Source organism: Spiroplasma syrphidicola EA-1 (assembly GCF_000400955.1).
GTDB lineage: Bacteria > Bacillota_I > Bacilli_A > Mycoplasmatales > Mycoplasmataceae > Spiroplasma > Spiroplasma syrphidicola.
In genome coordinates this window covers 527,730-543,062 of sequence record NC_021284.1, presented here as the reverse complement: position 1 = coordinate 543,062, position 15,333 = coordinate 527,730, and the positions used below count along the sequence as shown (strand labels likewise).

Annotated in this window: 15 protein-coding genes; 4 read left to right on the top strand and 11 right to left on the bottom strand. The window is 26.0% G+C overall.

Annotated features, from left to right (window positions below):
• Positions 1-70: 70 nt before the first annotated feature.
• Complete coding sequence (locus tag SSYRP_RS02560; protein ID WP_016340744.1) at positions 71-1,267, bottom strand: DUF3137 domain-containing protein; 1,197 nt, start codon at positions 1,265-1,267, stop codon at positions 71-73.
• A gap of 492 nt (positions 1,268-1,759) precedes the next feature.
• Between SSYRP_RS02560 and SSYRP_RS02555 the strand changes: the two genes are divergently transcribed.
• Genes SSYRP_RS02555 through SSYRP_RS02540 form a run of 4 tightly spaced genes read left to right on the top strand, consistent with a single transcriptional unit; the run spans position 1,760 to position 4,752 of the window.
• Positions 1,760-3,004, top strand: coding sequence for a hypothetical protein (locus tag SSYRP_RS02555; protein ID WP_016340743.1), 1,245 nt, complete (start codon positions 1,760-1,762; stop codon positions 3,002-3,004).
• 20 nt (positions 3,005-3,024) lie between these two features.
• Complete coding sequence (locus SSYRP_RS02550) at positions 3,025-3,624, top strand: hypothetical protein (protein WP_016340742.1); 600 nt, start codon at positions 3,025-3,027, stop codon at positions 3,622-3,624.
• Positions 3,614-4,231, top strand: coding sequence for a hypothetical protein (locus SSYRP_RS02545; protein ID WP_016340741.1), 618 nt, complete (start codon positions 3,614-3,616; stop codon positions 4,229-4,231). Before SSYRP_RS02550 ends, SSYRP_RS02545 begins: the two co-directional genes overlap by 11 nt.
• Positions 4,232-4,236: 5 nt before the next feature.
• Positions 4,237-4,752: a hypothetical protein gene (locus SSYRP_RS02540; protein WP_016340740.1), complete on the top strand. Its 516-nt coding sequence runs from the start codon at positions 4,237-4,239 to the stop codon at positions 4,750-4,752.
• 389 nt (positions 4,753-5,141) lie between these two features.
• Here the strand turns inward: SSYRP_RS02540 and SSYRP_RS02535 are convergent, their stop codons facing one another.
• From SSYRP_RS02535 to aspS, 10 genes are all read right to left on the bottom strand, one after another.
• Positions 5,142-5,831 carry a hypothetical protein gene (locus tag SSYRP_RS02535; protein WP_016340739.1) on the bottom strand — a complete coding sequence of 230 codons (690 nt, stop codon included), beginning with the start codon at positions 5,829-5,831 and terminating at the stop codon, positions 5,142-5,144.
• Positions 5,832-5,885: 54 nt separating this feature from the next.
• Positions 5,886-6,521, bottom strand: a complete 636-nt coding sequence (locus SSYRP_RS02530) for a CatB-related O-acetyltransferase (protein WP_016340738.1) — start codon at positions 6,519-6,521, stop codon at positions 5,886-5,888.
• A 4-nt stretch (positions 6,522-6,525) separates the two neighbouring features.
• Positions 6,526-7,776, bottom strand: a complete 1,251-nt coding sequence (dinB, locus tag SSYRP_RS02525; RefSeq protein ID WP_016340737.1) for a DNA polymerase IV — start codon at positions 7,774-7,776, stop codon at positions 6,526-6,528.
• 12 nt (positions 7,777-7,788) lie between these two features.
• Entirely contained in the window at positions 7,789-8,574 is a 786-nt protein-coding gene (locus SSYRP_RS02520; RefSeq protein WP_016340736.1) for a hypothetical protein, read from the bottom strand.
• A 23-nt stretch (positions 8,575-8,597) separates the two neighbouring features.
• Entirely contained in the window at positions 8,598-9,599 is a 1,002-nt protein-coding gene (locus SSYRP_RS02515; protein WP_016340735.1) for a hypothetical protein, read from the bottom strand.
• 164 nt (positions 9,600-9,763) lie between these two features.
• Complete coding sequence (locus SSYRP_RS02510) at positions 9,764-10,633, bottom strand: ABC transporter permease (RefSeq protein WP_016340734.1); 870 nt, start codon at positions 10,631-10,633, stop codon at positions 9,764-9,766.
• Positions 10,614-11,336, bottom strand: a complete 723-nt coding sequence (locus tag SSYRP_RS02505) for an ABC transporter ATP-binding protein (protein WP_016340733.1) — start codon at positions 11,334-11,336, stop codon at positions 10,614-10,616. Before SSYRP_RS02505 ends, SSYRP_RS02510 begins: the two co-directional genes overlap by 20 nt.
• A 318-nt stretch (positions 11,337-11,654) precedes the next feature.
• Positions 11,655-13,208 (bottom strand): sulfite exporter TauE/SafE family protein, encoded by a 1,554-nt coding sequence (locus SSYRP_RS02500; RefSeq protein WP_016340732.1) that lies wholly within the window; start codon positions 13,206-13,208, stop codon positions 11,655-11,657.
• Between the two features lie 61 nt (positions 13,209-13,269).
• On the bottom strand, positions 13,270-13,485 hold the full coding sequence (locus SSYRP_RS02495) for a YneF family protein (protein ID WP_016340731.1): 216 nt from the start codon (positions 13,483-13,485) through the stop codon (positions 13,270-13,272).
• Positions 13,486-13,588: 103 nt separating this feature from the next.
• On the bottom strand, positions 13,589-15,331 hold the full coding sequence (aspS, locus tag SSYRP_RS02490; RefSeq protein WP_016340730.1) for an aspartate--tRNA ligase: 1,743 nt from the start codon (positions 15,329-15,331) through the stop codon (positions 13,589-13,591).
• Positions 15,332-15,333: the final 2 nt, after the last annotated feature.

Sequence of the window (15,333 nt, the reverse complement as noted above, 5' to 3'; positions counted from 1 at the left end):
ATTAACTTTCCCAGTAGGGGAGTTAATAGTTATCGGTAGGGGAGTTTAGAATTAATTATTATCAATAAATTTAATCAATATCAAAGCCTTTTAAATAATTTAAACTTTTTTCTAAATGAAATAAGTCTATTTCAATTTTTGTAATTAAATCATCAATACATGTTTCAATATTTGTCTTACTATTAATTAATGGTTTTCAAATTTGATTCAAATGGTGATTTTTTTTACTATATGAATATTTATCTAGTAATAAAGTATAAGTATCATTCACAAAAGACATAGATAAAGCTTCTTGATATTGGCGTGAATAGTCAATTAAATTAGCCATTGCTTTGGGACTTAATATTTTACGAAGTTCAACCGGATTTGTGGTATTAGTATCAAAAATGTTATTGAATTCATTTCCCTCAAAATTAATTTCTTTATTTCGTAAAACAAATTTTTTAAATTCATTTTGGTGGGGAACAATATTTGCTTCAATATTGAAACTAACTGGTAATTTGGTACTGAAAAAGAAATAGTTTTCTGATCTTTTCATCTCAACCAATAGCATTAATGATAAAAAATTAAGCGTTTTTTTAATAACTTTTTCTTTCTCATCTTCATACAAATAACTAACATCACTTTGATCAAACAAATCGAAAAAAAACAAAGCAACATATGCTAAAATAACTAATCCTTTCAAAAAAACCATTGTTTTTCGAACAGTAATTACTCCTAATGAAAATTTAGTTTTTTCAAATGAACCATTAATTACCTTATTATCCATTTTTTCTTTTAAACTACTTACCCGAATTAAGCTTTCTTGTAAAAGATTATTTTTTCGGGGATTTTTACTAACACTAGTAAAATTAGGAACAGGCATGATGTTAAATTGGTTATTAATAACCTCTAATATAACTTTATCCTTAAAATAGTCATCAATTGCAATTTGATAATATTGATTATAATTTAGTTGATTCAAGAAGAGAGTTGTTTTAATTGAACGAGCACTAATAATACTCATTGTCACAATTAACCCAGCAAAAACGATAACCCCGCTTAATAATAAAATCAGAGATATTAAAAAAGTAAACTTAAAGTCCAGTAAAATACCACCTGTAATCATTAACGCAATTGACAATATCAACATTATTACAAAAAAGACTTTAAATGTAACTGAACTGATAAAAAAAGACTTATTTTTCTGGTAATATTTGCTAATGTGTTCATAATGTAAAGCTCTAATTTTATCTTTTGTTTGGTTTGATAAGGCTAATTTTTCCATATTAATTAACTCCTTTATCTCTTTTACAAACATTATAATAATATTTTCAACTTTGTCTATAATAAAAAGAATATTATTTTGTTTTTTTCTTTCTAAATAAAATAGTTTTCATTTTTAAAAAAATTTTTACAATATTTTTAAAAATAAGATATAATGGATTTGTAGTTGAAAAGCTAAAATGAATGGAAAAAAATTATTTGTTTATTTATATAAATAACTATTTATATAACATTTTTTTGCTCGTAAACTACAAACGAAAAATGACTTATTTTATTTATTTCCAAATAATAAAAAAAATTCTAACGGTCCAAAACGATACAAACATTTTATTATTAGAACTTAACTTTTAAATAAAATATGTTATATAATATGTTGCCTTTGTGCGCTTTACTCTTTGTGGGTAAAGCGCTTTTTAAATTTTGACAAAAAATAAGGAATTATTTACTTAACTTGGTTTATAATTAATAGAGAATAGAAGAGGTAAAATTTTTTATGAGTGACCAAATTGAAAAACAATTATTTGGAGAATTAAAAGGATCAGAACGGGCAATGTTTGATGCCTTACTAAAAAGTTACTATTTAGATGATGATCAGTTAGATTATTTACACCGCTACTATAAACCAATTTTTACTATTGGGGATGAAGAAAACTGTATTTGTTTAAGTAATAAAAAATACTTTGAATGTTGTAAACCAAAAGTTTTGGCAACAAGTGCTCAACGTGATAATTATATTTCGATTTTAGAAGTAATTAGTAAGCCCGAGTTAAAAGAAAAATATCTTGAACAAGAAAAAGGTTACTTTAAAACAGCAGTCTTACAACAAAACCAAGCAGCTTGTCTTATTAATGATTGCCAAAATCCCGTAATTGAAATTGCTTTATATCAACAAATGCCAACAAAACCGCAATTATTTTTAGATCGTTATAATGAAAAACATTATTTTAAAAATATTAATACTAATTTTTTAGATCTTGTTAATCCCGCTGAAACTCCTTATACTTTTAGCGTTATTTGTCATGAACATCATGATAAATTATTAAGTAATAATAAATTAGCCGATCAAATTAAAGCCTTATTAATAAATTACTATGATAATTTGATTGATCATCATGTTGCATATCAAACTTTTTTACAATATTCTCATTTACTTTCAGTTGCTGAACAAGTAATCATGACCTTAAAATTAAAAAAAATTATTAAATTACATTATTTCTACGATTTAGAATTAATGCGTATTACAAGCGACTTAAATAATGATAGAAATAGCTACATTATTAAAGAAATTTCACTAACAAAAAAAATCAATGTACTGCAATGTAATGATATTCTGTTGGCCCAATTAACACCAATTACTTTCCAAGCAATTAATTCACCAAATAATCCATTTTTACCAAATAAGATTTTATATGCAAATATCATTCATTATGATAAACATAGTAGCATTAAATTTGTTTATCATAAAAATAATCGGATTTATAATACATATTTTGAGGAATGAGATGAAAAAATTAAAACACCTAAGCAATGAGAAAATTTTATTTCTAGTTTAATAATTAATTTATCAAATCATTTTCTTCTTGACCAAAAATATTATGAAAAATTAAATGAAAAACAAAAGCAAATGTTAAATATTTATTATTATAATCGTTTTGAGCAGCCAAGAAATTCTGGCCAAGAAATGATGCTACAAACTTTTATTAATAATTTTCATAATGGAATTAATATTATTAAATAGGAAAGGGTTAGAAAACTAATATGACAACGTGAGGATGAATTTTATTAGCTATTTTAATAATAATTTTAATAATTTTTATTATAATCTGATGAATCTTTTATAATCGTAAACAAGAAATGATTTTTAATATTTTTAAACGTTTAGAAGTTGAAAATCAAGAATACTTGAACAATAAATATTTAAAAAATCCTTTAGAAACAGTTGATGTTAAACTTAAATTAAATCCAAACGAACATGCCTACAGTGATGAAATTATTAATGTTTATTTAACAAAAAAACAAAAACAAAATAAATTATCATCAAAATATTTTATTCCGTTTGAAAAGGGGCTTAACGTAGGCTATGGCAATGGTAAAAAAAGCATTGAAAATAACTTAATCCCATTTCAACTTGGGCATTTAGTCATTACTAATCAACGCCTGTTAATTATTAATGAAGATATAACTACAACTTGAGATTTAAATTTAATTAAAAACCTTGAATTATCAATCTTTCAAATCAAAAATAAAATTAAACAAGGAATTTATTTATTTATGGAAGATAAGTGTTATATTATGATTATAGATAATTTGGATCTAGCATATTTAATTTACAGGATGTGAAAAAATAATGGACATTAAGTGACTAATTATTATTGTTTTTGCTAGTTTACTATTAATAGCAATACTAATACTAGCAATTTTAGCTTTTTTACAACAAAAACGAATTAAGCAATACCAAAAAATCAAAACTAATTATCAAAAAGAAATTAACTTGGCAAAAACAGCTTTTAACAAGAATTTGAACCCAATTAAAATTAAATATGAATTACCAGACAATGAAATTTGTTATCTCCAACAAAAAATTAAAGGGACAATTCTTTCCCAAAAAAAAATTAAAAAGAATCTCTTTTTATTTGAGTTAAAAGATGATCAACAATTTTTGTTAACAAATTTAAATGGTTTTTTAAATTTTCGATCACACAAAGAAAACCCTGATTATCATGGTGACATTTACTTAACAAATCAAAGAGTTTTAATCGATGAAGTAAATAAAGCTATTACAATTTGACTAGCTGATATTATTACTGTATTACCAACAATTTTGAATATTAATGATACATTCCAACCAGGATTGTTATTAATTACAAAACAAAAATCAGTCTATTGTTTTTGAACAGATGATGTTAAAATGGGACTAAGAATTAATGAATTATCACAACAAAAGAGGGGACAGAAAGGGGATTAAGAACAATGGAAATGCATATAATTTTAATTTTTACCTTAGTTTTAGCAATTTGCCTCTATGGATTTCATATTATCTTTTTACTACATTATCAAAACCAAAAGAAAATTATTAATTTTAAAAAAGAATACAAGTGAAAAGGGATGATAATCTTTGTTTTTACTGGAATATACGGTATTTTAACCCCTATTATTCTTTTTGTTGCTATAGATTACTTTTTATTATTATTTGTGCCTAATATTAGTCCAATTTGAGCTTATTTATATGTAATAATTGGTTTAATAAACTACGCTTTAATTTTAATTTATTTAATTATAGAAACTTTAACAATTAATAGTCTTTGAATCAAAGTAACGGAAGCAGAAATTATTTTTTTAGATGAAACAGTTAACTTTCAACAGGTAATTGGTTTAGATATTACTGGCTTTTTTAAAAAATTTTGTTTCATGATCGAAGGAGATAAAGAAAAAAAGACCATTATTGGTAAAAAAGCTTTCAACTTTTTAAAAGATATTGAAAATTAAAAAAATATAATAAAAACAGTATTATACAATACTGTTTTTATTTGATAATTCAGAAAAGAAAATATTACACTATATTTAATAATGAGGAAAAAAATTTATAATTATTTTAAATATTAAATAAAAGAAAAGTAAAGAGATATTTTAAAACTAAAAAGGGGAGAGATAGTAATGAAGCTTTTATTTATTTAATATAATATTTTCTTTAAAAGTTAAAATTTTAGGAAAAATTATTTTCCATACCCTAATATTACATCAAATTAAAAATAATACAATAATTATTATTTATTTTTTAAAAAATAAAATATTTTTCCAATATATTATATTAGTCTATATTATAGAATACATATATAAAATAATAAGTTAAATATCCTTTATTCTTATTTAACTTATTATTTCTTATTTTTCTCGCTTTTTTTTAGCGCTGCTTCAACAGCTTTTGCGATCATTTCTTCTACTTCAGTCTTGGTTAAAACAATTGTTTTTTCTTCACCATTAATATTATCAGTTATTTCTGGTATTTTATTAGCATCCAATTGAGTATTATCCACATTTTTTTGTTTCGATGCAGCTGAAACGACCTTTTTTTGACCATTTTTACGCTGTCCTTTTTGTTTTGGCTGTTCTGAATTGACATCAATAGTTTCATTATTAACATTAGGTGAGGTATTTTCTTCAATTATATTTGAATAGCTTTCTAATTGTGAATCTAATGCCATTTCAGAATTTGGAGTAGGGGTAATTGCTGTTTCATTTAGTCCAATATTAGCTCTCAATTTCGCCATTTTTGATTTAATATCTGTTTCTGATACCCCTTCTGACATTTTTTCTTCTTCATCGAGTCCTAAATTATGTTTTATCGCATTATTTTTTTTCTTAGCATTTGCTAATAAAAACTGAATAGTCCCCTTTTCTGCTTCTTGTTTATTAGGTTCAGGCGGTTGACTACTAGTTGGATTTAACATTCTTGACATTTTTTCTTTAATTTTTGTTTCATTAGCTGAGGCAATCGCCTTTTTATTATTTAAAGGACAAACATGTATTTTTAAGTGTACAGAGCAAAAAGTTGGTGTCTTAGCCATAATAATTCTCCTTTTTTCTAATTTGATTATATCAAAGTTATAAATAAAAAACATTTAAAAAGAATTATTTAAACAAATTAGATCAATTTTATTAATAATTTCTTCTTTTGTTCAATTTCATCATTGCATTTTTTCTAATTCAATAATTTTTGATTGATCAAAACGATATTTGATAATTTTGGCGGGATTACCTGCAACAATTGCATAAGGGGGAACATTTTTTGTTACAACACTTTTAGTTCCAATTACTGCCCCATTGCCAATTTTTATCCCTGGCATAATAGTGGCTTGATAGCCAATTCAAACATCATTTCCAATAACTGTATCACCACGATTAGGTAATTGTGTTAGCATTTGTTGTTTAAATTCTTCATCGTTGGCGTATAAATAAAATGGATAACTTGAAATGGCATTATAATTATGATTAGCTCCATTCATCAAAAAAATTGTTTCTTTTGCAATTGAACAAAATTTACCTATAACTAAATTATCATTAAAAAAATTAGGGAAATGATAGCGAATATTTTTATTTTGAAATTCAATTGCTTCTTGTTCATTGTCACAATGATAATATGTATAGTCACCAATCGTAATATTTTTATTACTAATATAATTTTTAATTAAATAAATACCCTCAATATTTGTTGGTTTTTTTATTTTTTCATCTGGCAATATTATTTTTTTATTCATAACATTATCTCCTTTTTTTCTTTGTATCATCCAATGTTCGGCTATCTGATTGAATATATTTAGTTTGTTGTTGTAAAATATATTTCATTTCTTCTAGTTTTTCCCCTGTCATCAATAAATCTTTTTGGTATTTTTTATTTAAATTATTTATTAATTTGTTAGTTTCGGATAAGGGACTTGCTGTTGCAAAATTATTAAGACTAAGTTGTTCTTTTAAATCATATTTACTAATAATTCCTTTGATGCCAACGCCAATTAAGCGAATTCCTTCCCCATTTCATAATTTTTCAAAGAGACTAATCGCAATTGAATAAACTTTATCATCATCGCAAGTATATGTTGATAACTTTATTTGTTTTGAATGACGTTGATGATTACTATATTTTAGTGTCACATATATAACATTCCCGATTAAAGTTCGTTTACGGGCACGCTGACAAACATGTTTTGCCAATAAAAATATTTTTTCTTTAATTTCTTCATAATCACTCAAATCATATTCAAGTGTTGTTTCATTAGCAATTGATTTTAAACCATTATTATCATATTTTAATTCATCGCTCCCTTTGCCTTGGGCTTTGGCAATTAAGCTATGAGCATTATTACCAATTATTTTTTCTAAAAAATCAACATCTTGATAATGGGCCAAGTCCCCTATTGTATAAATTTCTAATTTTTCTAATTGGGATGCAGTCTGTCTACCAATCCCAAATAATTTTGTGACAGCCAAAGGATGAATTATTTTGGGAACATCTTCCCTTTTAATTAAAGTTATTCCCATTGGTTTTTTAAAATCACTCCCAATTTTAGCTAAAGACTTATTATATGAAATTCCAATACTATTTGGTAAACCCAATTCTTTAAAAACTCTTTTTTGCATATCTTGTGCTAAATTCATCGCACTCTGATATTTCCGATAAATCTCTGTTACATCAATATAACATTCATCAATTGATGCTACTTCAATTTTAGTTGTGTAGTTTTCACAAATAAAATCAAAAAGCCTTTGGGCAAAATTTACATACAAATTAAAATCATGATCAACCACAATTAACTCTTTACATAATTCTTTTGCTTTATATAATGGCATTGCACTATTAATTCCAAATTCACGAGCGGGATAATTAGCTGTTGAAACAATTGCTCGTCGCGATGGTGAAGAAACAACAAGCGGTTTACCACGAAATTCCGGCGTGATTGCTTCATGACAACTAGCAAAAAAACTATTCATATCAATATGAAAAATAACTTTCATCTTCTCTCCTTTTTATAAACCAAATGGTCCGGTATATTTATAATTATGTTTAAAGATAAAATTATAACCAACTAAGTAAGTAAAACGATTACTACGAGCATATAATCGAGCATTAAGTCAATCCCCGAAAAAATCTGGAAACTCTTCTCGCACAAATTTTTTCATTTTACTTTCATAAAGATTTTCTAAATTTTCTTTTAACTTAGGGCTCATTGCAAGACAAACTAAATATAATCCTCCCATTAAAATTGGAAACAAACTAAATAATTGATACTTATTAATAATATTTATTATTTCATTATCTAAAATACTTGGTTTAAGATTAACAACTACTACAAAAATAATATTTAATAAAATAAAAAAATAAAATAAAAATAAAAATAACTTTGGTGCTTGAAATAATCAAAAGCGAATTGATTTTATTGTTGAATTTTTTTTAAATAATTCTGATCCAAAAAAAACTTTTCCTAAAACATAATCTAATCCTAATCCTGTTAAAGATAAATTTACATTATTAACTGATAAATCATTAATCAAAAGAATTTTGTTTTGATAAATTTTATCGATTGAATAATTTTTAAGATTATATTTTAATTCTAAAGCTGTAATATTATTTTGTAATAAATATTTTTCCCCAATTTCAATCGCTTGCATTTTATTATTGGAATTATTATTGTGAAATTCAGTTGGCATAATAATATTACGATACATTAATCAAATATAAAAAATAAAAATGAGATGAAATAAAAATAAAACTGCAATTAAAATAAACGTAAAATTATTACTGCCTAAAAACATTTTCTTTATCCTCCTAATATTTTTTATGATTCATCATTATTATCTTCAACTAATTCTATTTTTCCAGAGTTAACTTGTTGTAAACGTTCTTTTACAACTTGGCCAAGTGTCCCTATTCCATTTGTGCTATTAAGTTTCATTTTCAACAATAATTCTCGTTCTTTATTATTTGGATCATTAGCAGCTTTTAATAGGCGTAATCGTTGTGCTGTTGTCAGATTATTTGGATCTAAAACATCTTCATCGTTAATAAAAATAGCTTCTTTTTTACTAGCAGCAATATTATTTCGAACACGATTTAAAAATGAATTAACCGAAAGATTCTCTTCGGGTTCATCTAGCGGTAAATCTAATTGATCATAATCATTTTCTTCGTTTGTTGTACTTTCAGTAATTTCAAAGTCATTATTAACATCAGTAAAATCAAAATCATTATTAAATTTAATTTCATCTTCTTGTTCATGATCTAAATCAAAAGGTTTTAACTCAACAGTTTCATCTTCTTGAATTGGCAAACTATTTTGGCTACCATGACTATTATATCCTTGAAAAGGGACATTAAAATCTCCTGCTCGTGGCGTAGCATCAAGAACAATTTCTGGCTTTTTAACTAAATCATCTAATGAATCAGGAATAAAAAAACTATATTTTCTTTTTCCGGTTACTAATGGTTCTTGAGCACGTTCTCTTAAAGTCGCCATTTTTTCTTGCACAACATTATTTTTAACATTATTTCAACGATTCTGTAACTCATTCGCATTAAATAAAGGACGTGATTCATCATTTGAAAATTTAGCATTATTATTAAGATTCATATCATCCAATTGTTCTAATTCTTCATCTTGATCAATTTTTTGACCTAAACTTACTGCTGATTCAGATGGTTTTTTTCTTTCAACTTTAATTCAGTAATCATCAATATCTAATTTATTTTTTTCAATTGAAGTAGGTCTTTTAGTAGGATCAATATATGATGAATCATTTTCATCTTCTTCTCAATAATTAAATTGTTTTTTGTTTTCCATTAATAACCCCTACTTTCTATTATTATCATTTTCATATTAATTATACTACGATTTAAAGCAGAAAAAAAGTATTCAGTCCTACATTACTTGCGTTAAAATGATAAGGACCAAATACTTTAAAATATTTTTATTTTCATTACTAATAGTTCAATTTTAAAAGACAATTAAATATTTCATTTAAATAAAAATTTAGTTGCCCCAATAAATACAGCTAACAATAAAATACTAGCTACTATTGGTTGCCAAGTACTAGTAAAATGATGATAATATTCTGTTCTTTCACCAAGTGAAACCCCTATACCAGTATTAAATTGCGCTTCTCAGTTAGTTCCAGTGATAGCATAGTAAAATAGAAAAATTGGATATTTATGAGGAATAAAATAAGTTAATACTCTAACTCCAAAGTCAAAACTAATTGTTGGGGGATAAATCAAGACCCCTGATAATAAAAGAGTTAAGATATATATAATTATTGCAATTGAATTAGTTATTCCTTCATTACTAAAAATTCCCCCAAGCAAAAAGGCAATTGCAATTGATAGTAAAATTGTTAACATCAAGGCCAACATTAAATAACCTCAATTAATATTTTTAAAAACAGCAATAAAATCATTAGTGGCTATCATTACACCAAATAGCATTTCAAAAAAGAATCCGATAATTCCTAAAAATAAATAAAATAACGCTAGTAAAACTAAAAATGTTGATTTTTTAACTCCTGTTGCATCAATCCGTTTTAAAAAAACAGATTTTTTTCAATCAACTAAGGTTGTTGATAATGACACAATAATACTTAAAGCTGGTAATAGCATATAAATAAAAAGCAATAATGTTTTAATTTTTGTCCCACCACCAGATTCTTGAAAATTATTAAAAATATAGTAAAAGACAACTAAAAAAATCGTTGAAACTATAAAAATAAAAATTGGACCCCGTTTTTCACGGAAAAATGATTTATTTATTAATAGTATTAATTCCGTAAAAATTGAAAAATTAGATTTGAAATTTATATTTTTATTTGGAGTAGTTTTCATGTTTTATTTCTCCTTTAAAATATAAATTCATTAAATTTCGAATTGAGCCAAATTTATTTTTTACTTCCTTAATTGGGCAATCTAACAAAATTGATTTATTCCCAAACAATAAGATCCGATTGCATAACATTTCTACCTCTTCAGGATGATGGGAAACAATTAACAAAGTTTTATTATTGTTAATAGTATATTCATTGAAAAAATTTAAAATTTTATACTGTAATTCAATATCCAGCCCTGTTGTTAATTCATCTAAAATAACAATTTTTGGATTGTTAATAACTGCTAGCATTGCATTAAACCGCTGTTTTTGTCCTCCTGATAATTTTTGTAAATTAGTATTTTTAATTTTGTCTAATTCAAAAACTTCCTCAAGCATCTTTTCATAAGCTGGGGAAAAATTTTCATAAACCTTACGGTAAAACTTAATCATATCTTTAATTCGAATTCCAATTGGCCAATATCCTTCTTGAAATTGAATTCCAACATCTTTTTTAATATTACTATCCAAATTAATAATAATTTCTCCAGCTGTCGGTTTTAAAAAATTGGAAATCATTTCAACAAAAGTTGTTTTTCCACAGCCATTAGCTCCTAAAATTGCCACACGATCACCAGGATAAATCTGGACATTAAGATTTTTTAAAACTTCTTTTTTTTGATAACTTTTAGATAAGTTTTTAACTTCAATAATTGGTAACATTTGTTTTCCTCCTTTGTTTAAACAAGGAAAAATTAACAAACTTATTCTGAAGATTTGAAAATAATTTTTTCATTAATTTAAATACTTTAAAAATTAATAAAAAATAATTCTAATCTTCTAACTCTTTTAAATACTCCTTTTCACACCATAAACAATATCTTTGATTTTACGCTGGTAATTTTTATATTTAAAATAATTTAAATAATTAGAATTATACTTTTTGAAAACTTACACTTAAACTCAATAAATCGTAAGTTAATTATATCTTATTTTTTATAGTTTTACATAAATATATCTTTAATTTAATAATAGTTTTAATTAAAAAACATCTACCTTTTTTTGGTTTTGTAAGCGAATTGTTTCTTTTCCAAATTCATAAAATAACATACCACTAGTATAAATACTAATCGCAATCACAATTCATTTAAATCAAGTCAAAAATTCACTATCGCTTAATCCTAAACCAATTTTAATTCCAATAAAAACTAATAAGAAAGCACTAATAACACCAACTACTCCTCCAACGGCCATTGCTCCGGCAATTTTAGGAGAATAATTTTTATCCTTTATAAATTTTGTTGCCCCAACTGGAATTAGAAAGGCACAGGCTCCCATCATAACCGGAAATGCTACAGTAATATCCATTCCCATCATAGCAATAACAGCCATCGCCGGAGCATAAAAACCAATCCCTAATGACATCAGAATTCCTAATCCTACATAAATAATTGCTGTTACTGGTAATTTTCATCATGCTCCGGGTTGTAATAATGTTGTTGAATTTCCATTTAAGCCAGTTAAAACATCAACTCCGGGTTGCGATAAAATCATTAAAATCGCAATAACTAATAAACAGCCACCAATTACTAATTTCATAATACGGGCATTAATTTTATTAGCAATTGCTGCCCCTAAATAAGCCCCTAATATTGAAGCAACAATTAAAACAACTAAAGTTGTAATATCAACTTTAACAGCTGTCATAAAAATTATTGCTTCAAAAATAACAGGAATGGTACAACCAACATTTAAAATTCCAGGCAATTTTTTACTATCTTTTGAGATTTTAAAATTATTTAACATTACGACTGAAATAGCAAATGATCCGATCCCTAATGTATCAAAAAAATTAGCAATAAAACCAGTAAAAGCACTTTTTCAATAACTAGTCTCACGATCAACAACTAGCATTTTGGCACTATCTTTAACTAATAAAATCGTATATAAAATACCAATTATTAATAACAAGAAGATTAAAATAAAAGCTCCTAAGTAACTAATATTAATTCAACTAAAGCCTCAACCTTGATTTAATGAATGAGGTAAATAAAATAAGAAAGTTGTTAAAAAACCTATTAAAACTAAAATTGGAATTATCGCAAAACTTAAGATATAGTTTTTTTTCGTAATTGCAGGGCTAAGATTTTTTATTTTAGATTTTTGAAGAGTAACACTAGCACAATAAAGTTCATAATTTTGCTTTTCTTCTGTTACTGGTTTACTTTTTTGCAAACTTTTTAACTCAGCTTGATATTGTTTTTTTAATGTTCTTGCTCCTGGGTTATGTTGTAAACTACCTAATTTAGCATACTGATCCTGATTTTCTATAATTAAACTATCAAGTTGCTGGTTCAAACTCTTAATTTTTGTTTGATATTCGTTAATAATTAGCTCTTTGGTTTTTAGAAACTCACTTTTTAATAGTTCATTATTAATAAATTCTTGTTTTAAATGCTTAAGATCTAAGCGCTTTTGTAGCCCTAATTCTTTTTTAATTTTAATAACTTCATCTTGCTTCTTTTCTGTTTTAGCAATTAATTTCCTTTGAATTTCAATTAATTGATATCAATCAATTTGCTGCTCTTGTTCCATTATGTCAACCTTATTCCTTATATATTATCTTCTTAATAAAAAAGTATTTTTAACAAATACTTTATTTCGCTTTTTTCATTGAATTCATGACTTTTTTAATATCTGCTTCTGAAGGTTTACGCCCCATTTGCATATACATTGCACGAATTTGTTTTTCTGTAATTGGTGGATTATCACGTAATTGTTTTTGCACAATTTTTTTTGTAATAATAAATCCTAGAACTCCTCCTAAAATAAGAGCTCCAATCCCAATTATTAATCCTGCTCATCATGGCATTTTCTTTCACCTACCTTTTACTTAATAAAAACTTTTTTTCTCATTAATTTTAACATATTTTAGCCATAAATCGTGATTTCACGGCAATTAATTCAATTTTATCTTATTTTTGATATTTAATCCCTAATTCGGCTAACTGTTCATCGCCGACTAAACTTGGTGAATTAGTCATTGGATCAAGGCCTGAAGCATTTTTAGGGAAAGCAATTACATCACGAATTGAATCGCTATTTGTTAATAACATTATAATGCGATCTAGCCCTAAAGCTAAGCCTCCATGGGGAGGAACACCATAATTAAATGCATTTAAGAATCAACCAAATTTATCGTTAATTTCTTCTTCCCTTAACGATAAAGCTTTAAACATTCGTTCCTGAATGTCATTACGATGGATTCGAATACTTCCCCCACCAATTTCATAGCCATTTAAAACAATATCATAAGCATCAGCACGGGCGTTAGCTTGATCACAATCAAATGTTGCTAGATAATCTTGTGTTGGGGATGTAAAAGGATGATGGGCCGCTTCAAAACGTTGATTTTCAGCTGATCATTCAAATAATGGTCAATTAACTATTCATAAGAAATTAAATTGGTTTGGATTAGCTAAATTAAAATCTTTTGCCAATTGTACCCGTACTGCCCCTAATGCTTGGCAAACAATCTGGTAATCCCCACTAACAAAAAAGTAAGTTCCTGATTCTTTACTATTGAATATTTTTTGTAAAGCATCCTTTTCAGTTAAACTAACAAATTTATTAATTGAACCTTCTCATTCCTGGTTTTGGTTTAAGCGTAATCATCCTAATCCTTGCGCTTTATTTTGTTGGGCAATTCTTGTTAATTCCTCAATTTGTTTTTTATCAACTTGTTGAGGAATAAAAATTGCTTTAATTGTCCCATTATTTTTTAAAACATCTTGAAAGATTTTAAATTCTGTTGCCGTAAAAAGATCATTTACTGTTGTTAATTTTAAATCATAACGAGTATCTGGTTTATCACTACCATATTCATCAATTGCTTGGTCATAATCCATTCGAATAAACGGAGTGTTAATTTCAATATCCAACGCTTCTTTCATTACATAACTAAATAAACCTTCAATTATTGCAATAATATCTTCCTTATCAACAAAACTCATTTCCAAATCTAACTGTGTAAATTCTGGTTGACGATCACTGCGTAAATCTTCATCACGAAAACATTTAGCAACTTGAAAATAACGATCAAAACCACTCAGCATTAATAATTGTTTAAACAATTGGGGTGATTGTGGTAAGGCATAAAAACTATGGGGATGTTGACGTGAAGGAACTAAAAAATCACGAGCTCCTTCTGGGGTTGATTTGTTTAAGATTGGGGTTTCAACATCAATAAAATCTTTTGATTGTAAATAATTACGAATTAAGTGAATAACTTTATTACGTAAAAATAGTTTTTGTTGCATCACCGGACGGCGTAAATCTAAATAACGATACGTCATCCTTACATCTTCTAAGGCATCTGTTTTATCATCAATTATTAAGGGTGTTGTTTGTGCTTTTGAAATAACTACTAAATTTGTTAAATTAATTTCAATATCTCCGGTTGGTAATTGGGGATTTTTGCTTTTTCTTTCAACAACTGTCCCAGTAATCGTAATGACATCTTCATTACGTAAACTATTTGCTAATTCATAATCAGCAAAATCATGATTAACAATAATTTGAGTTATTCCATAGCGATCACGTAAATCAATAAACTGCATTCCCCCTAAACGACGATTGCGTGCTACTCAGCCTGATAATTTTACTTCTAAGCCAACGTGATTAATTTTTAACTCACCACAAGTATGTGTTCTCTTCATTT